Raw genomic sequence first — 16,867 nt, 5'->3', positions numbered from 1 at the left:
CCACATCCCAGGGAGTTCCGCATGCCCGACACGCACGCCCCCAGCGCGTCCGACGCCACGGACGCCCCCGACGCCGCCGCCCTGCTTGAGCTCGGGCAGAGCTACTGGGCGTCCAAGACCCTGCTCAGCGCCGTCGAACTCGGACTGTTCAGCCTGCTGGCCGAAAACCCGGCGGCGGAGCCGGAGATCCGTGAGCGGCTCTCGCTGCACCCCCGCGCCACCCGCGACTTCCTGGACGCGCTGGTCGGTCTCGGTGCGCTGGAGCGCGAGGGCGACGTCTACCGCAACAGCCCCGCCGCCGACCTCTACCTCGACCAGGCCAAGCTGCCCTACCGAGGCGGCTTCCTGAAGATGCTGAACTGGCAGTTCAACCTGTGGGCGCAGCTGACGGACCTGCTGCGCACCGGCGCGCCGCAGACGAAGGGGCCCACGCATTTCGACGACTTCTACTCCAAGCCGGAGGCGGTCCGCGGCTTCATGATCGCCATGGACGGCGCCAACGCGCTGGTCGGGCCCGCGCTGGCCAAGGAGTTCGACTGGAGCGGCCGCACCTCGTTCATCGACATCGGCGGCGCCCGGGGCAACCTCGCCGCCGCGATCGTGAAGGAGCACCCGCACCTGCGGGGCGGCAGCTTCGACCTGCCGCCGGTGGAGCCGTTCTTCGACGAGCACGTGGCCCGGCTCCGTCTCGCGGACCGGCTCGACTTCCACGCCGGCGACTTCTTCACCGGCCCGCTGCCCTCCGCCGACGTGCTGATCTTCGGCCACGTCCTGCACGACTGGAACGACGAACAGCGCCTGACCCTGCTGCGCAAGGCCTACGACACGCTGCCCGCAGGCGGTGCGGTCCTCATCTACGACGCCCTCATCGACGACGAGCGGCGCGACCCGAAGAACCTGCTGCTCAGCCTGAACATGCAGCTGGTCACCGCGGGCGGCTCCGAGTACTCCGGCGCCGACTGCCGCGACTGGCTCGCGCAGGCGGGCTTCGAGCGCACCGAGACGCTGCCGCTGACGGACGCCGACTCCCTGATCGTCGGCCACAAAGGCGGCACGGCCGCCTAGCCGTACGGCAGCCCCTGCCCCGACTGTCACCCATCGCCGTATGCCCCCACCGCGTAAGGAGACCCGTACCGTGACCTCTCTGCCCCTCAGCACCGACACCGGCCTGTCCAGGCGGCGGATGCTCCTCGGCGCCGGCCTGACCGCGGGCGCCCTGCTGGGCGCGCTGCCCGGCGCCTCCCGGGCGGCCGCGGCCCCGGCCGCGCGGGCCGGCAAGGCCTCCGTGTACGACGTCGTCGTCGCCGCGGGCTCGGTCACCGCGCCGGCCAAGGTGCCCGCCGGCCCCGTGTCGTTCCGGGTCAGCACGCCCACGGAGGGCGGCATGGGGCTGCCGCTCGTCCAGCTGCGGGTCCCCATCGACAAGTACCTCGACGACCTGACCACGATGACGAACGCGCCCACGCCCGACGAGGCCGCCGCGGCCGCCGCCGTGGTCGAGAGCGAGTCGGTGAACCTCGGCGGTGCTGCGGTCCAGCCCGGCACCGACGCGGTGTTCACCCAGATCCTGTGGCCGGGCACGTACTACTTCATCGCCTACGACTTCGACAGCAGCGAGCGTCCGGTCGCGCACCGGCTGACCGTCGAGGGGGTGGGCAAAGGGGAGCCTCCCGTGCCCGTGGACGTGATCCGGCACACCCCGTCCGGGTTCTGGGTGTCCGGCGGCGGACAGCTGCACGCCAACGGCACGCACCTGTGCGTCAACGACTCCGGTGTGCTCAACGAGGCCGTGCTGCTGCCCGTGCGGCCGGGCACGACCGCCGCCGAGGTGGACGCGTTCTTCGCAGCGCTGCGCGACGGCACCACACCGCCGTCGTACCCGCTCATCGGCGGTGCCGCCGGGTCCCCGCCGCTGTCCCCGGGCCGCTCGGCGCGGGTGGGGCTGTCGCTGCGGCCCGGTGGCTATGTGCTCAGCTCGTGGATCACCAGCACCACCACCGGCCGGCCCAGGGTGTTCGACGGCTTCTACAAGCTGGTGACACTGGCATGAGCAGGACGACCGACACCGTCGACGACTGGAAACCGCCGCCGGTCGCGATCGCCCGCGCGGCCAACCGGATCGTGCGGCCGCTGCTGATGTCCCCCCTGCACGTCCTCGTCAGCCGACGGCTGATGCTGCTCGAGTACACCGGCCGCCGCACCGGGACCCGCTACCGGATCCCGGTGGCCTACCGGCCCTGGGGCGACGACTGCGACGAGATCCTCGCGACCAGCGTCGGCACCGGCTGGCCCGTGAACCTGCGCGGAGGCCGGCCGGTGCGGCTGCGCCTGCGGGGCCGCTGGCGGACGGCCGAACCGCGGGTCGTGGAGGACTCGGCACAGGTCGCCGACCTGCTCGGCGACCTCGCCGAGCGGCAGGGCCCGCGCGCGGTCGCCGCCCTGCGGGTCGGGCTGCCCGGCGACCGGCAGCCCACCCGCGACGAGCTGCTGCTGGCCGGCTCGCGGGTGCGGGTCGGGCGGTTCCGGATCACCGGCTGACGGCTTTCAGCCGCCCTTCACACGGGCTCGAGACCCCACCAGCACGATCGACCCACAGGAACGAGGAGGCATCAATGGCGCACAGGACCCTCGTCGTCGCGAAGATGAACCCGGAGGACACCGAGGCGGTGGCCAAGATCTGGGCCGAGTCGGACGCGACCGAACTGCCGTACATGGTCGGCGTCTCGCGCCGCACCCTGTTCCGGTTCCACGGCCTGTACTTCCAGTTGGTCGAGGCCGAGCAGGACATCACCGAGAACCTCTACCGGGCCCGCAGTCACCCCCTCTACCAGGACATCCACACCAAGCTCGCCCGGTTCATGACGCCTTACGACCCCGACTGGCGCGAGCCCAAGGACGCCATGGCCGAGGCCTTCTACACCTGGACGCCCAGCCGGTGAACGCCACCGGTGCAGGCGTCCCCGGCGACGAGGAGAAGAACGTGACTCCCCCACCTGTGGTGCGCAAGGTCAGCCGCGCCGCGGTCGAACCGAACCGGAAGCGCGGCGGTGACGTCCGCATCCTGCTCAGTCCGCGCACCGTCCACTCGACGTCGGGTTTCGGCGGTTCGCTCACGCTGGAGCCCGGAGAGTACGTGTGCGAGCACCTCCACCCGTACTCCGAGGAGTTCGTGTACGTCATCACCGGCCGGCTGCAGATCCGGATCGGCGAGGAGCTGATCGACCTGGCGGCGGACGACTCGGTCATGGTGCCCAAGGGCGTGCGGCACCGCATGGTCAACCAGTGCGGCGAGCCGGCCCGGGTCATCTTCCACCTGGCACCGCTGGCGCCGCGGCCCGAACTGGGCCACGTCGACACGGAGTTCCTGCCGGAGCGGTCGGACGAACCGGCCCCGCCCGTCGGTGGCGCGCGATGAACGCCCCGCGTGTCGCCGTCACCGGCATCGGCGTGGTGGCGCCCGGAGGCGTCGGCCGTGACGCCTTCTGGTCGATGCTCACGGCGGGGCGCACCGCCACCCGGCGCATCACCTTCTTCGATCCGGCCGACTTCCGCTGCCAGGTGGCCGCCGAGGCCGACTTCGACCCGGCCGCGCACGGGCTGAGCCCGCAGGAGATCCGGCGGATGGACCGCGCCGCCCAGCTCGCCGTCGTCGCCACCCGCGAGGCCCTGCTGGACTCCGGGCTGGACCTGGACGCCCGGGAGCCGACCCGCATCGCGGTCACCGTGGGCAACGCGGTGGGCTGCACGATGGGCCTGGAGCAGGAGTACCGGGTGGTCAGCGACGGCGGCCACAAGTGGCTCGTCGACCACGAGTACGCGGTGCCCCATCTGTACGACTACTTCGCGCCCAGTTCGCTGGCGCGGGAGGTGGCCTGGGCGTGCGCGGCCGAAGGACCGACCGCGGTGGTCTCGTCCGGGTGCACCTCGGGCATCGACGCGCTGGGGCACGCGACGGCGCTACTGCGCGACGGCAGCGCCGACGTGGTGATCGCCGGCTCGACCGACGCGCCCATCTCCCCCATCACCCTGGCCTGCTTCGACGCCATCAAGGCCACCTCGACCTACAACGACCAGCCCGACGCGGCCTGCCGCCCCTTCGACGCGGAGCGGCGCGGGCTGGTCCTCGGGGAGGGCGCCGCCTTCTTCGTCCTGGAGTCGCTGGAGGCGGCCCGCCGCCGGGGCGGGCGCGTCTACTGCGAGATCGCCGGCTACGGCGGGCGCGCCAACGGCTACCACATGACGGGGCTCAAGCCGGACGGCCGGGAGATGGCGGAGGCGATCCGGGTGGCCCTCGACGAGGCCCGGCTCGACCCGGACGCCGTCGACTACGTCAACGCCCACGGCTCGGGCACCCGGCAGAACGACCGGCACGAGACCGCGGCGGTGAAGACGACCTTGGGCGAGCACGCCTACCGGGTACCGATGAGCTCGATCAAGTCGATGGTGGGGCACTCGCTCGGGGCGATCGGTTCCATCGAGGTGGCTGCCTGCGCGCTGGCCGTCGCGCACGACGTGGTGCCGCCCACCGCCAACCTGACCCGGCCCGACCCCGAGTGCGACCTGGACTACGTGCCGGTGACGGCGCGTGAGCACCGCACGGACGTCGCGCTGTCCGTCGGCAGCGGGTTCGGCGGTTTCCAGAGCGCCATCGTGGTGGCCGACCCCGAGGCGGTGTCCGCATGACGGCCGTGGTCACGGGGCTGGGCGTGATGGCCCCCAACGGGACGGACACCGAGGCGTACTGGGCGGCGACGCTGGACTGCAAGAGCGGCATCGACCGGATCGAGCGGTTCGACCCCTCGTCGTACCCGGTGACGCTGGCCGGCGAGGTCAGCGGATTCGATCCGGCGGACCACGTGCCGAGCCGGCTGCTGGTGGAGACCTCCACCATGAGTCATCTGGCGCTGGCGGCCGGGCAGATGGCGATCGAGGACGCCGGTGTGGTGCCGGCCGAGCTGCCCGAGTACGAGATGGGCGTGGTCACCGCGAACGCCACCGGCGGCGTGGAGTTCGGCCAGCGGGAGCTGCAGAACCTGTGGAGCGGCTCGCCCTCGGACGTGGGCGCCTACATGTCGATCGCCTGGTTCTTCGCGGCGACCACCGGGCAGTTGTCGATCCGGCACAAGTTGCGCGGGCAGTGCGGTGTCGTGGTCAGCGAGCAGGCCGGCGGCCTCGACGCCATCGGTCAGGGCCGCCGACTGCTGCGGGGCGGGCACCGGATGGTCATGGTGGGCGGGACCGAGTCGGCCATGTCGCCGGCGGGCCTGGTCGCCCAGTTGCCCGGGCACCTCAGCCGGTGCGACGACCCGGCCCGCGCTTATCTGCCCTTCGCCGCCGACGCCTGTGGCTATGTGCCGGGCGAGGGCGGCGCCATTCTGATCGTCGAGGACGCGCGGCTGGCCGCCGAGCGCGGTGCCGCGCACCGCTACGGCGAGATCGCCGGATACGCCGCCACCTTCGACCCGGCTCCCGGGCGCGGGCGGCCGCCGACGCTGCGCGTCGCCATGGAACGGGCCCTGGCGGACGCCGGGGTGGCCCCCGCCGATGTGGACGTGGTGTTCGCGGACGCCTCCGGGGTCCCGCACCTGGACCGCGCGGAGGCCGAGGCGATCTCGGCGGTCTTCGGCCCGCACCGGGTGCCGGTGACCGCGCCCAAGTCGATGACGGGACGGCTGTACGCCGGGGCCGGCGCCCTCGACGTGGTGGCGGCGCTGCTGTCGATCCGCGACGGCGTCGTCCCGCCCACCGCCAACGTCACCGAGCCCGCCCCGGACTACGACATCGATCTGGTGGTCGAACGCCCCCGGCCCGCGCCCGTCTCCACGGCGCTGGTGCTCGCCCGGGGGCACGGCGGCTTCAACTCCGCCCTCGTGGTCCGGGCCGTGCAGGACTGAACCCACCTAGGGGGTGTTTCGAAGGTCCCGCACAGCACCCACGGCGCCCGGCACGCTCCCCCACTGCCTTAAGGGCGTGGGAGGTACCCCCACTCGCCGCACCGGACACCGCGGGCACCGCACAGGACTTTCGAAACACCGCCTGGCACGCCAACTGGAGGAACCCATGCAGGACTTCACCCTGGACGACCTGCGGCGCGTGATGCGCGCGTCGGTGGGCGTCGACGACTCGGTGGACCTGGAGTCGGACATCGCCGGCACCGAGTTCACCGACCTGGGCTACGACTCGCTGGCCCTGCTGGAGATCGTCGCCAAGATCGACAAAGAGTACGGCACGGCCATCCCGGAGGACGCGGTCCAGGACCTGACCACGCCCGGGAAGCTGGCCGAGTACGTCCGCGGCCGGCTGCCCGGGGCGGTGGCCTCGTGACCGCCCGCACCGAGTGCTCGGTGCGCATCGACGCGCCGATGGACCTGGTCTGGGACATGACCAACGACGTGGAGTCGTGGCCGCGGCTGTTCACCGAGTACGCCCGGGTCGACGTCCTGGAGCGCGAGGGCGACACCGTGCGGTTCCGCCTGACGATGTACCCGGACGAGAACGGCGAGGTGAACAGCTGGGTCTCGCTGCGCACGGCCGACCCGGCGACCCGCACGGTGCGGGCGCACCGGGTGGAGACCGGCCCGTTCGAGTTCATGCGCCTGTTCTGGGACTACCGCGAGACCGACGGCGGCGTGGAGATGCGCTGGGTCCAGGAGTTCCACGTCAAGGACGAGATGCCCTTCGACGACCGGGCGATGGCCGCGCACCTGGAGAAGAACAGCGCCGTGCAGATGGCGCACATCAAGGAACGCGTCGAGGCGGCCGCCGCCGCAAGGACTGTGGAGAGGTCATGACGAGCGTGCAGTTGACGGACCGGAACGTGCTGGTGACGGGCGGCACCCGGGGCATCGGGCGGGCGATCGTGCTCACTCTGGCGCGGGCCGGGGCCAACGTCCTGACCTGCCACCGGCAGGAGAACGAGGCGGCCTCCTCGCTCGCTCGCGAGCTGAAGGAGATACCGGGCGACCACCACCTGGTCCGCGCGGACGTCGGGGATCCGGCGCAGGTGCGGCGGCTGCTGGAGGAGGCGCGTTCCCGGTACGGCTCGTTGGACGCCGTGGTCAACAACGCCGGTGTCATCAGCCACATCCCCTTCGAGAAGCTTCCCGAGGACGAGTGGCACCGGGTGCTCGACACCCATCTCACGGCCGCCTACCTGGTGACGCAGCAGGCGCTGCCGCTGCTCGGCGAGGGCGCGTCGGTGGTCAACGTGGGCTCCCGGGTGGCCACGGTCGGTCTCCCGCAGCGGGCGCACTACACGGCTGCCAAGGCCGGCCTGATCGGTCTGACCCGGTCGCTCTGCAAGGAGCTGGGCGGACGCGGAATCCGGGTCAACATGATCGACCCGGGCGTGATCGAGACGGAGGCGGCGGCCGAACTCCCGCCCGAGCAGTACGAGGCGCTGCAGGCCCGGTACCGGGCGCTGACCTCGCTGGGGCGGCTCGGTGCCCCCGACGAGGTCGCGGACGTGGTGCTGTTCCTCGTCGGCGACCTGTCCCGGTACGTGACCGGCGGTGCCATCGCGGTGGACGGGGGGATCTGAGGATGCCGGACAACGACGGCGAGCTCTTCCGGGTCCTGCTGCGGTTCGAGATCAACCCGGGGATGGAGGGGGACTTCGAGCGCACCTGGCTGTCCATCGGCAACGTCATCACCGGGCACCCGGCCAACCTGGGCCAGTGGCTCATGCGCAGCGCCGAGGAGGAGTCGGTGTACTACGTGATCAGCGACTGGGTCGACGAGAGGCGCTTCAGGGAGTTCGAGCACAGCGACGCCCATGTGGAGCACCGTACGAAGCTGCATCCGTACCGGCGCGGCGGTGCCATGCACATCATGAGCGGGGTGCACTTCCTGCCCGCGGCCTCCGCCCCGGCCTCCGCCGGGGGCGCCCGATGACCGCGCGGGCCCGTGTGCTGCTGTGGCACCGGGCCCCCGCGGACGACCCGGGCGCGGTGGAACAGGCGTACGAGCTGATCAGCCGCCATCTCTCGGGCACGCCGGGGCTGTTGGGCAATGAGCTGCTGCGGTCCGCGGACGATCCGGGCAGCCTGGTCGTGATGAGCGAGTGGGAGAGCCTCGCGGCCTTCCGGGCCTGGGAGGAGACCACTCAGCACCGGCCGTCCACCTCGCCACTGCGCCCCTACCAGGACCGTGCGCGGGAGAGGTTCTTCGAGGTGTACGAGGTCGTCGCCGCCTTCGTGGAGGCGCCCACGTGAGCCTCACCGACCTCTACATCGCCGGCGTCGGCCGTCGGCTCCCGCCGGCGATGACCGTGGCCGAGGCCGCCGGGCCGCGCCGACGGCGGGCGCTGTGGCGTACCGAGGTCGAGTCGGTCCGGGTCTCCCGCGGGGAGTCCGGGCCCGAGATGGCGGCACGGGCGGCCCGGGCGGCCCTGGCGCAGTCCGGGTCCGCCCCCGCCGACATCGACCTGGTGCTGCACGCCACCACCTTCCATCAGGGCCACGACATGTGGGCGCCCGCCTCCTACGTGCAACGGACGGCCCTGGGCAACACCTGCCCGGCGATAGAGGTGCGCCAGATGTCCAACGGCGGGATGGCCGCCCTGGACCTGGCGGCCGGCTACCTCGCCGGCGCCCCGGACCGCTCCGGGGCCCTGATCACCACCGGGGACCGGTTCTGCCCGCCGGGCTTCGACCGCTGGCGCAGCGACGCAGGCACCCCGTACGGCGACGGCGGGACGGCCCTGGTGCTGTCGCGGCGGGGCGGTTTCGCGCGGGTGCGGGCCCTGGCGACGCACTCCGATCCGGGGCTGGAGCGGATGCACCGGGGTGACGACCCGTTCAGCGAGGCGCCGTTCGCGGTCCGCCAACCGGTCGACCTGGAGCCGCCGCGCCGCGACTTCGTGGCCGCGACCGGCCTGGACACCGTGCTCGGCCGAATCGACGACGGCCAGCGCGCGGTGCTCAAGCGCTGCCTGGCCGACGCCGGGGTGACGGCGGCGGACCTGGACTGGTTCGTGCTGCCGCACCTGGGCCGTCCCCGTCTGGAGGCCCATTTCCTGGGGCCTCTCGGCATCGACGTGGACAGGACGACGTGGTCGTGGGGCCGCCGCGTGGGACACCTGGGCGCCGGGGACCAGTTCGCGGGCTTCGGGCACCTGGTGGACTCCGGCACGCTGGCACCGGGTCAGCTGTGCCTGCTGGCCGGGGTGGGCGCCGGTTTCTCCTGGTCCTGTGCGGTCGTGGAGCTGCTGCACCGGCCGGAGGCGGCCGGAGGCGGGGAGACGTGGTGAGCGGGCGGGCGCGTACCGGATTCCTGGGACAGCCGCGCTGGTTCGGCACCCTGTTCGTGGTCGACCTGTGGGAGCGGTTCAGCTTCTTCGGGATGCTGGCCATCCTCTACCTCTATCTGGTGGCGGACCCGGACGAGGGCGGCCTCGGTCTGTCGGAGGCCGACGCCGCGGCGCTGTCCGGTCTGTACATGGCCCTCGTCTTCATGTCGGCGCTGCCGGGCGGCTGGCTGGCCGACCGGCTGTTGGGCGCGCGCCGGGCCACGCTGTACGGCGGGCTGCTGATCACCGCGGGACACGGCCTGCTGGCCGTGCCGTCCGAGGGGTGGCTGTATCCGGGGCTCGGGCTGGTGATCGTGGGCAGCGGACTGGTCAAGCCCGGTATGGCGGCGATGGTCGGCCGCCTGTACCAGGGACGCCCGGAGCGCCGGGAGGCGGCGTTCTCCCTCTTCTACATGAGCATCCAGGTCAGCGCGCTCCTCGCGCCCCTGGTGACGGGCTTCCTCGGGGAGACGGTTCACTGGCATCTGGGGTTCGGCGCCGCGGCGCTGGGCATGGTCATCGGCGTGGTCTGCTACGCGGCCGGGTGGTCGCACTTCGGTGACGTGGGCGCACGGCCGGAACGACCGCTGGCCGACGGGGAGTTGCGGCGGGTACTGCGCCGCGCCGGACTGCTCGGCGGGTTGCCCGTGGCGGCGGTGACGGTCGCCGCGGTGAGCGGCGCGCTGCCGCTGGAGCGGGTGCTGATGCTGGTCGGGCTGGTCGTGCTGGCGGTCCCGGTGCTGTACTACCGGGCGCTGCTGCGGGCACCGGCGGTCGGCCCCGTGGAGCGGGTACGGCTGCGGGCGATGGCCTGGATGCTGTCGGCGTCCTCCGTGTTCTGGCTGCTGTTCGCCCAAGGGCCCGCGTTGCTCAACCTGTTCGCGCGGGACGACGTGGACCGCACCCTGGGGCCGTTCGAGGTACCGGCCAGCTGGTTCCAGTCCGTGCAGCCGCTGTTCCTGCTGTTGCTGTCGCCGGTCGCGGCCGCGCTGTGGGTGCTGCTGGGCCGCCGGGCGGGCGCGCCGGCCAAGTTCGCCGCCGGACTGCTGCTGGGCGGCGCGGCTTTCGTGGCGATGGCCGCGGCGGCGTCCGCCGCGGCCCAGGGTCGGGTGTCGCCGCTGTGGCTGGTGGTGGTCTATCTGCTGTTGGTCTGCGGTGAACTGGCCGTCGCACCGATCGGGCTGAGTCTGGCGGCCGAGGTCGCCCCGCCCGGCTACACGGGCCGGGTGCTCGGCCTGTTCTGGCTCTTCGCCGCCGTGGGCGCGGCCGCCGGCGGCCGGCTGGCACAGCTGGTCGACGTCGTCCCGGACGCCGTCTACTACCTGCTGCTGGCCGTGCTGGGGCTGCTGGCGGGCACCGCGCTCGCTGCCGCCTCGGGACCGTTGCGCGCCCGGCTCGCCGTGCACGCCGACGCCGGGGCGCCGGCACCCACCCGGAGCGTGTCCTGAGGACAGTGCCTGGATACGCGACTCCTCATAGGTAGAAGCCCTATATATAGAATGTCTATCGACTCGGGGGCCGGCCGTAGGCACGCGCACAGGCCGGACGCACACCGGCGGCCGCTCCCACCATCAGTGAGGAGCCTGGGATGTCCCTGACCCGTCGGAAGATGCTGCGGCTCGCCGGGGGCGCCGCCGTGGCACTGCCCGTCGCGTCCGCCCTGACCGGTTGCAGCGACGAGGGAGGGAGCACGGGCGCGTTGCGCAAGAGCCGGGCCCGCACCCCCGCCCTCTTCAAGACGCCACTGCCCGTCCCGTCCGTCCTGAAGCCCTCCGGAACGCAGGGAGGCGTGGACTACTACGACATCGTCCAGAAGCCCGCCCAGGTGGAGATCCTGCCCGGCACCAAGACGGAGATCTGGGGCTACAACGGCCAGTTCCCGGGGCCCACGCTCGCCACCCGCAGCGGTCGGCCGATCGTCGTACGCCACACCAACGAACTGGAGGTGCCGGTCGCCGTCCATCTGCACGGCGGCAGGACCCCGCCCGAGCACGACGGCTTCCCGACCGACCTGATCCTGCCGGGCAGCGGCTGGGACGGGCACGACGCCCACGGCGGCGACATCTCCCGTGGCAGCCGGGAGTACCACTACCCGCTGGAGCAGCCGGCCGCGACCCTCTGGTACCACGACCACCGGATGGACTTCACCGGCCCGCAGGTCTACCACGGCCTCGCCGGCTTCCACCTCGTCCACGACGAGGCGGAGGACAACCTCCCGCTGCCCAAGGGCGAGCGCGACATCCCGCTGTTGATATGCGACCGCTCGTTCACGGCGGACGGCGCCTTCGACTACCCGGCCGTCGACCCGAGTCTGAAGGGCGAGCACGGTGTCACCGAGGACTTCATGGAGGGCGTCCTCGGCGACGTCATCCTGGTGAACGGGGCGCCCTGGCCGGTCCTGGAGGTCGACGCCGCCCGCTACCGCTTCCGGCTGCTCAACGCCTCCAACGCCCGCCGCTACCGGCTCGCCCTCGACCCCGGCCCGCAGTCGGGCAGCGCCTTCGTGCAGGTCGGCAGCGACGTGGGGCTGCTGGGCCGGCCCATCGGGCACGACGAGATCCAGATGGCCCCGGCCGAACGCTTCGACGTGGTGGTGGACTTCTCCAAGTTCCCCGTCGGCACCCGGATAGCCATGGTCAACAAGCTGGACGACGGCGACACCGGCAAGGTCATGCAGTTCCACGTGGTACGCAAGGCCGCCGACGACAGCCGGGTGCCCACGAAACTCGTCGACTTCGAACCGCTCAGCCGTTCCTCCGCCACCGTGACCCGCAAGTTCGACTTCAACCAGCGCAGCGACGACGGCTGGGACATCAACGGGAAGGCGTACGACCCCGAGCGGGACGACGCCGCACCGGAACTCGGCGCGACCGAGATCTGGCGCTTCGACGGCGACGCCCACCATCCGGTCCATCTGCACCTCGCCCACTTCCAGGTGCTCAGCCGCAACCAGAACGACCCGGGCCCCTACGATTCGGGCTGGAAGGACACCATCGACCTGGAGTCCGGCAAGGAGATGGAGATCATCGCCCGCTTCACCGGCTACCGCGGCAGGTACGTCTTCCACTGCCACAACCTGGAGCACGAGGACATGGGGATGATGGCCAACTTCCGGGTGCAGTGAAGCCCCCGGGCCCGAGCCCCGGGTCCCGGCGCGCGAGCGCGGTTCGAGCCGTCCTTCACAGGGCGCTGTCAGGCTCGCCGGGACCTGGGACCCCGGCCGGGGCCCGGCACTCGCGGAAGGGGCCTGACGTGCACGAGGACACCACTCCCGTTCTGGTCGTCGGCGGCGGCCTGGTCGGACTGTCCGCGTCGTTGTTCCTGTCCTGGCACGGCGTGCGGCACATCCTGGTCGAGCGGCACGCTGGCACCTCCGTCCATCCCCGCGCGTGGGGGCTGTACCCGCGCACCCTGGAACTGCTCGACGCCGTCGGCGTGAGCGACGATCTGCTGGCCGAGGCGGCCGGGTTCGCCGGACACACCCTCAACGGCAAGGTCGAGTCGCTGACCGGGCGGGAAATCTCGGTGACCCGCATCCCGGAACCCGCGGACGTCGGCGACATCAGCCCCGTGGCCCGCGTCCTCTCGCTGAGCCAGGACCGCATCGAGCCGATCCTGCTGCGCCGCGCCCGCGAGCTCGGCGCCGAGGTGCGCTTCGGCACCGAACTGCGCGAACCGGAGCAGGACGCCGACGGCGTCACCGCCACGCTGCACGACCGGGAGACCGGCGCCGAGCGACGTGTGCGGGCGCGGTACCTGGTCGCGGCCGACGGCGCCCACAGCCCGGTGCGCGAACGCCTCGGCATCGCCCGGCAGGGCCGCGGCACCCTGCGCCACCAGATCAGCATCGTCTTCCGCGCCGACCTGCGCGGCCCGCTGGGCGAACGCCGCTTCGCCGTGTGCCGGATCGCCAACCCGCTGGTGGACGGGGTGCTGGGGCACGACGACACCCTGCGCAGGGGCACACTCATCGTCACCCACGACCCGCGCACCGACCCGTTCGCCTCCTACACTCCCGAGCGCTGCACGGAGTTGGTGCGCGCCGCCGTCGGCGTACCCGACCTGCCCGTGGAGATCGTGAGCACGCTGCCGTGGGAGATGGCCGCCCTGGTCGCCGAGCGCTACACCGAGAGCCGGATCTTCCTCGTCGGGGACGCCGCCCACGTCATACCACCGGTGGGCGGCTACGGCGCCAACACCGGGATCCAGGACGCCCACAACCTCGCCTGGAAGCTGGCCGCCGTGCTGCACGGACAGGCCGGGCAGGCACTGCTCGACACCTACGACACCGAGCGCCTCCCCGTCGGGCGGGCGACCATGCGCCAAGCGGCGCTGCGCCTCGCGGCCCGGGCCGGCAACGGCGGGGCACCGGGGGGCGCGGCCGTCGCGGACACCCTGAGCGTCATGTTCGGATACCGCTACCGGTCGGCTGCGGTGATCGCCGACGAGGGTGAACAGACGGACGCCGCGGCCGACTTCGCCGAGCCCCGCACCCTGTCAGGCGCCCCCGGCACCCGGGCACCGCACCTGTGGCTGGACACGGAGGACGGCCGTACGGTCTCCACGCTCTCCCTGGTGGGCCGCCGGCCGCTGCTCATGGCGGGCGCCAAGGCCGCGCAGTGGTACGACGCCGCGCACGCGGTGGCCCGGCGGACCGGTGTCGCCCTCGACGTCCTGCGCCTGGGCGAGGACGTCACGGAGCGGGAGCGGTCCTGGCACGACGCCATGGGCGTGACGGAGACCGACGCGGTCCTGCTGCGCCCCGACGGCTTCGTCGCCTGGCGTACGACGGCCGCGCTCCCCTCCCCCGAGCACGCCCTGGAGACGGTCCTCACCCGTGTCCTCGCCCGGGACGGCAGCTGAACCACGGCCTGTTCGGGAGGGCGCCGACCACGGGCGCCCGCAGGGCCGGCCGCACCCGTGCACACCAACGATTCTTCAGGCGTCTTCCATGTCCCGCCCCCACGATCGGCTGGCACAGCGACCCGACCCACGAGGGAGCACCCACCATGAGCACCTCCGTGCGTCCCGACCCGATCGCAGTGATCGGCATGGCCTGCCGGCTGCCCGGCGCGCCGAACCCCGGCGCCTTCTGGGAGCTGCTGCGCGAGAGCCGCGACGCCCTCACCGAAGCGCCGCCGGAGCGGTACGGCGGTCCGGGCACGGCGCCGCGCGGCGGCTTCCTGTCCGACGTGGCCGGTTTCGACGCCGACTTCTTCGGGATCTCCCCGCGTGAGGCCGCCGCCATGGACCCCCAGCAGCGGCTGGTGCTGGAGTTGGCCTGGGAGGCCCTGGAGGACGCGTACGTCGTACCCGACAGGCTCCGCGGCACGCACACCGGTGTCTTCGTGGGTGCGATGGCCGACGACTACGCACAGCTGTCCCACGCGCGAGGCGGCGCCGCCGTCACCCCGCACACCCTGCCGGGCCTGCTCCGCGGCCTCATAGCCAACCGGATCAGCCACGTCCTGCGGCTGGGCGGGCCCAGTCTCACCGTGGACACCGGCCAGTCGTCCGGCCTCGCCGCGGTGCACGTGGCCTGCGCGTCCCTGTGGCGCGAGGAGACCGACATCGCGCTCGTGGGGGCCGTGCACCTCAACCTCGCTGCCGGGAGCCTCCTCGCGGCCCGGCGTTCCGGGGCGTTGTCGCCGGACGGCCGCTGCCACACCTTCGACGTCCGGGCCAACGGTTACGCGCGGGGCGAGGGCGGCGTCCTGGTGGTGCTCAAGCCGCTCACCCGGGCCCTCGCCGACGGCGACCGCGTGCACTGCGTCGTCCTCGGTTCGGCCATGACCACCGACGGCGGTCCGGACCCGCTGACGGTGCCCGGCCGCCGGGCCCAGGAGGAGGTGCTGCGTCGCGCCTGCGCGGCGGCCGGCGTCGCCCCCGACCGGGTGCGGTACGTCGAACTGCACGGCACCGGGACGCGGGTCGGCGACCCTGTGGAGGCCGCGGCCCTGGGCGCCGTCCTCGGCACTGGCCGCGAACCCGCCGACGCGCTGCGTGTGGGGTCGGCGAAGACCAACGTGGGGCATCTGGAGGGTGCCGCCGGCATGGTGGGCCTGCTCAAGACGGCCCTGTGCCTGCGCCACGGGCAGCTCGTCCCCAGCCTCCACTTCGGCACCGCGAACCCGGCCATCCCCCTCATCGACCTGGGCCTGCGCGTCCAGACGACCCTCACGGACTGGCCCCGCCCGGACGAACCCCCGCTCGCGGGCGTGTCCTCCTTCGGCATGGGCGGAGCGAACTGCCATGTCGTACTCGGCGCACCGCCACCGGAGGCGGTCACCGGCAGGGGGCCCGTCCAGGCCGCGCCCGGCGCGGTCCAGGAGGGGCTCGTGGCCGAGGAGGGCACAGCCGACGCGCCGCACACGGCCTCGGACACGCCGTCGGAAGAGACACGCCCTCGACCGCACGGCCCCGGCGCGCCGCCCGGCATGCCCTGCCCCGGCCCGACGCCGGTGCCGTGGCTGCTGTCCGCCCGTACCGCATCCGCCCTGCGGGCCCAGGCCCGTGCCCTGGCCGATCACCTGCGCCGCCGCCCTGCGACCGACCCCTCCGCGGCCGCCCGCACGCTGGCCACCGGCCGCGCCCATCACGATCACCGGGCCGTACTGCGGGTGCCCGCCGGGTGGTTGCCCACGGACGCGCTCGACGCGCTCGGCGAGGGGCGCCCCGATCCGTCGGTGCTCCGGGGCCGGGCTCGTGCCGGGGCCGGGCTCGCGGTGCTGTTCACCGGCCAGGGGGTTCACTGGCCGGGCGCGGGCCGCAGCCTGTATACGGCCTTCCCGGCCTTCGCGCGGGCCCTGGACGAGGTCTGCGAGCAGTTCGACCCGCACCTCGACCGGCCACTGCGCGACCTGCTGCTCCACCCTGCGGACACGGACGACCGCGTCCAGCGGACCGACCACGCCCAACCCGCCCTGTTCGCCCTGGAGACGGCGCTGCTGCGGTTGTTGGAGTCCTGGGGTCTGCGACCGGCCGTGCTCGCCGGGCACTCCGTCGGCGAGCTGACCGCCGCGTACGCGGCGGGCGTGTTCTCGCTGCGGGACGCGGCCGCGCTGGTCGCCACCCGGGGCCGACTGATGCACGAGGCCCCGGGCGAGGGAGCGATGCTCGCCGTCCAGGCGACGGAGGAGGAGGCGCGGGCGGCCCTGCCCGCCGGCGCCGTCGACATCGCCGCTGTCAACGCGCCCGGGTCCGTGGTCGTCTCGGGCACGGTCGAGGCGGTCGAGCAGGTCGCCGCGCACTGGACCGCGCGGGGCCGCAGAACCCGGCGGCTGCGCGTCGGGCATGCCTTCCACTCGCCGCTGATGGAGCCCGTCCTGGAGGAGTTCCGGCGGGTGGCCCGCACTGTCGACTACCGGCCGCCGCGGCTCCCGGTCCTGTCGAACGTCACCGGTGCCCTGGCCACCCCCGAGCAGTTGTGTTCGCCGGACTACTGGACCCGGCACGTCAGGGCCACCGTCCGGTTCGCCGACGCGGTGCGCGCGCTCGACGCGCACGGGACCGGCGCCTACGTGGAGCTCGGCCCCGAACCGGCCCTCACCCCCAGGCCGCCCGCTGTCTGCCCCCGCC

Annotated in this window: 16 protein-coding genes and 1 pseudogene; all 17 read left to right on the top strand. The window is 73.1% G+C overall.

The features are described from left to right. Positions 1-21: 21 nt before the first annotated feature. On the top strand, positions 22-1,065 hold the full coding sequence (locus E0500_RS29490; protein WP_131559535.1) for a methyltransferase: 1,044 nt from the start codon (positions 22-24) through the stop codon (positions 1,063-1,065). Positions 1,066-1,135: 70 nt separating this feature from the next. Continuing rightward, positions 1,136-2,050 carry a hypothetical protein gene (locus E0500_RS29485; protein ID WP_131559533.1) on the top strand — a complete coding sequence of 305 codons (915 nt, stop codon included), beginning with the start codon at positions 1,136-1,138 and terminating at the stop codon, positions 2,048-2,050. Beyond that, positions 2,047-2,538, top strand: a complete 492-nt coding sequence (locus E0500_RS29480; protein WP_131559531.1) for a nitroreductase/quinone reductase family protein — start codon at positions 2,047-2,049, stop codon at positions 2,536-2,538. Before E0500_RS29485 ends, E0500_RS29480 begins: the two co-directional genes overlap by 4 nt. Before the next feature lie 74 nt (positions 2,539-2,612). Then, positions 2,613-2,939: a TcmI family type II polyketide cyclase gene (locus tag E0500_RS29475; protein WP_131559529.1), complete on the top strand. Its 327-nt coding sequence runs from the start codon at positions 2,613-2,615 to the stop codon at positions 2,937-2,939. Continuing rightward, positions 2,936-3,415 carry a cupin domain-containing protein gene (locus tag E0500_RS29470; RefSeq protein WP_309505182.1) on the top strand — a complete coding sequence of 160 codons (480 nt, stop codon included), beginning with the start codon at positions 2,936-2,938 and terminating at the stop codon, positions 3,413-3,415. Before E0500_RS29475 ends, E0500_RS29470 begins: the two co-directional genes overlap by 4 nt. Beyond that, positions 3,412-4,683: a beta-ketoacyl synthase gene (locus E0500_RS29465; RefSeq protein WP_131559527.1), complete on the top strand. Its 1,272-nt coding sequence runs from the start codon at positions 3,412-3,414 to the stop codon at positions 4,681-4,683. Before E0500_RS29470 ends, E0500_RS29465 begins: the two co-directional genes overlap by 4 nt. Next, positions 4,680-5,894, top strand: a complete 1,215-nt coding sequence (locus tag E0500_RS29460; protein WP_131559525.1) for a ketosynthase chain-length factor — start codon at positions 4,680-4,682, stop codon at positions 5,892-5,894. Before E0500_RS29465 ends, E0500_RS29460 begins: the two co-directional genes overlap by 4 nt. Before the next feature lie 166 nt (positions 5,895-6,060). Further along, entirely contained in the window at positions 6,061-6,324 is a 264-nt protein-coding gene (locus E0500_RS29455) for an acyl carrier protein (RefSeq protein ID WP_131559523.1), read from the top strand. Beyond that, positions 6,321-6,791, top strand: coding sequence for an SRPBCC family protein (locus E0500_RS29450; protein WP_131559521.1), 471 nt, complete (start codon positions 6,321-6,323; stop codon positions 6,789-6,791). The genes E0500_RS29455 and E0500_RS29450 overlap by 4 nt, the downstream gene beginning before the upstream one ends. Then, a complete protein-coding gene (locus E0500_RS29445; protein WP_131559519.1) occupies positions 6,788-7,540 on the top strand; it encodes an SDR family NAD(P)-dependent oxidoreductase in 753 nt (250 codons plus the stop codon). Before E0500_RS29450 ends, E0500_RS29445 begins: the two co-directional genes overlap by 4 nt. A 2-nt stretch (positions 7,541-7,542) precedes the next feature. Then, positions 7,543-7,893, top strand: coding sequence for an antibiotic biosynthesis monooxygenase (locus E0500_RS29440; RefSeq protein WP_131559517.1), 351 nt, complete (start codon positions 7,543-7,545; stop codon positions 7,891-7,893). Beyond that, the gene (locus E0500_RS29435) at positions 7,890-8,213 is read left to right on the top strand and encodes an antibiotic biosynthesis monooxygenase (protein ID WP_131559515.1); all 324 of its coding nucleotides are present in this window, start codon (positions 7,890-7,892) and stop codon (positions 8,211-8,213) included. The genes E0500_RS29440 and E0500_RS29435 overlap by 4 nt, the downstream gene beginning before the upstream one ends. Next, the gene (locus tag E0500_RS29430) at positions 8,210-9,250 is read left to right on the top strand and encodes a ketoacyl-ACP synthase III family protein (RefSeq protein ID WP_399120064.1); all 1,041 of its coding nucleotides are present in this window, start codon (positions 8,210-8,212) and stop codon (positions 9,248-9,250) included. Before E0500_RS29435 ends, E0500_RS29430 begins: the two co-directional genes overlap by 4 nt. Further along, on the top strand, positions 9,247-10,737 hold the full coding sequence (locus E0500_RS29425; protein ID WP_220140633.1) for a peptide MFS transporter: 1,491 nt from the start codon (positions 9,247-9,249) through the stop codon (positions 10,735-10,737). Before E0500_RS29430 ends, E0500_RS29425 begins: the two co-directional genes overlap by 4 nt. A gap of 140 nt (positions 10,738-10,877) precedes the next feature. Next, positions 10,878-12,413, top strand: a complete 1,536-nt coding sequence (locus tag E0500_RS29420) for a multicopper oxidase family protein (protein WP_131559511.1) — start codon at positions 10,878-10,880, stop codon at positions 12,411-12,413. 128 nt (positions 12,414-12,541) lie between these two features. Further along, on the top strand, positions 12,542-14,152 hold the full coding sequence (locus E0500_RS29415) for an FAD-dependent monooxygenase (RefSeq protein ID WP_131559509.1): 1,611 nt from the start codon (positions 12,542-12,544) through the stop codon (positions 14,150-14,152). A gap of 146 nt (positions 14,153-14,298) precedes the next feature. After that, positions 14,299-16,827: pseudogene (locus E0500_RS29410) on the top strand (type I polyketide synthase); the annotation flags it as partial. Positions 16,828-16,867: the final 40 nt, after the last annotated feature.

This window comes from Streptomyces sp. KM273126, assembly GCF_004337435.2.
In the GTDB taxonomy this organism is placed as follows: domain Bacteria; phylum Actinomycetota; class Actinomycetes; order Streptomycetales; family Streptomycetaceae; genus Streptomyces; species Streptomyces acidicola.
The sequence above is the reverse complement of the archived record's forward strand: the minus strand, read 5'-3'. Positions and strand labels throughout refer to the sequence as shown.

Excerpts from the sequence above, each read along its gene's own strand:
- E0500_RS29455 (WP_131559523.1), top strand. The coding sequence starts at position 6,061 with ATGCAGGACTTCACCCTGGACGACCTGCGGCGCGTGATGCGCGCGTCG.
- E0500_RS29435 (WP_131559515.1), top strand. The coding sequence starts at position 7,890 with ATGACCGCGCGGGCCCGTGTGCTGCTGTGGCACCGGGCCCCCGCGGAC.
- E0500_RS29475 (WP_131559529.1), top strand. The coding sequence starts at position 2,613 with ATGGCGCACAGGACCCTCGTCGTCGCGAAGATGAACCCGGAGGACACC.
- E0500_RS29440 (WP_131559517.1), top strand. The coding sequence starts at position 7,543 with ATGCCGGACAACGACGGCGAGCTCTTCCGGGTCCTGCTGCGGTTCGAG.
- E0500_RS29490 (WP_131559535.1), top strand. The coding sequence starts at position 22 with ATGCCCGACACGCACGCCCCCAGCGCGTCCGACGCCACGGACGCCCCC.
- E0500_RS29465 (WP_131559527.1), top strand. The coding sequence starts at position 3,412 with ATGAACGCCCCGCGTGTCGCCGTCACCGGCATCGGCGTGGTGGCGCCC.
- E0500_RS29480 (WP_131559531.1), top strand. The coding sequence starts at position 2,047 with ATGAGCAGGACGACCGACACCGTCGACGACTGGAAACCGCCGCCGGTC.
- E0500_RS29445 (WP_131559519.1), top strand. The coding sequence starts at position 6,788 with ATGACGAGCGTGCAGTTGACGGACCGGAACGTGCTGGTGACGGGCGGC.
- E0500_RS29460 (WP_131559525.1), top strand. The coding sequence starts at position 4,680 with ATGACGGCCGTGGTCACGGGGCTGGGCGTGATGGCCCCCAACGGGACG.
- E0500_RS29420 (WP_131559511.1), top strand. The coding sequence starts at position 10,878 with ATGTCCCTGACCCGTCGGAAGATGCTGCGGCTCGCCGGGGGCGCCGCC.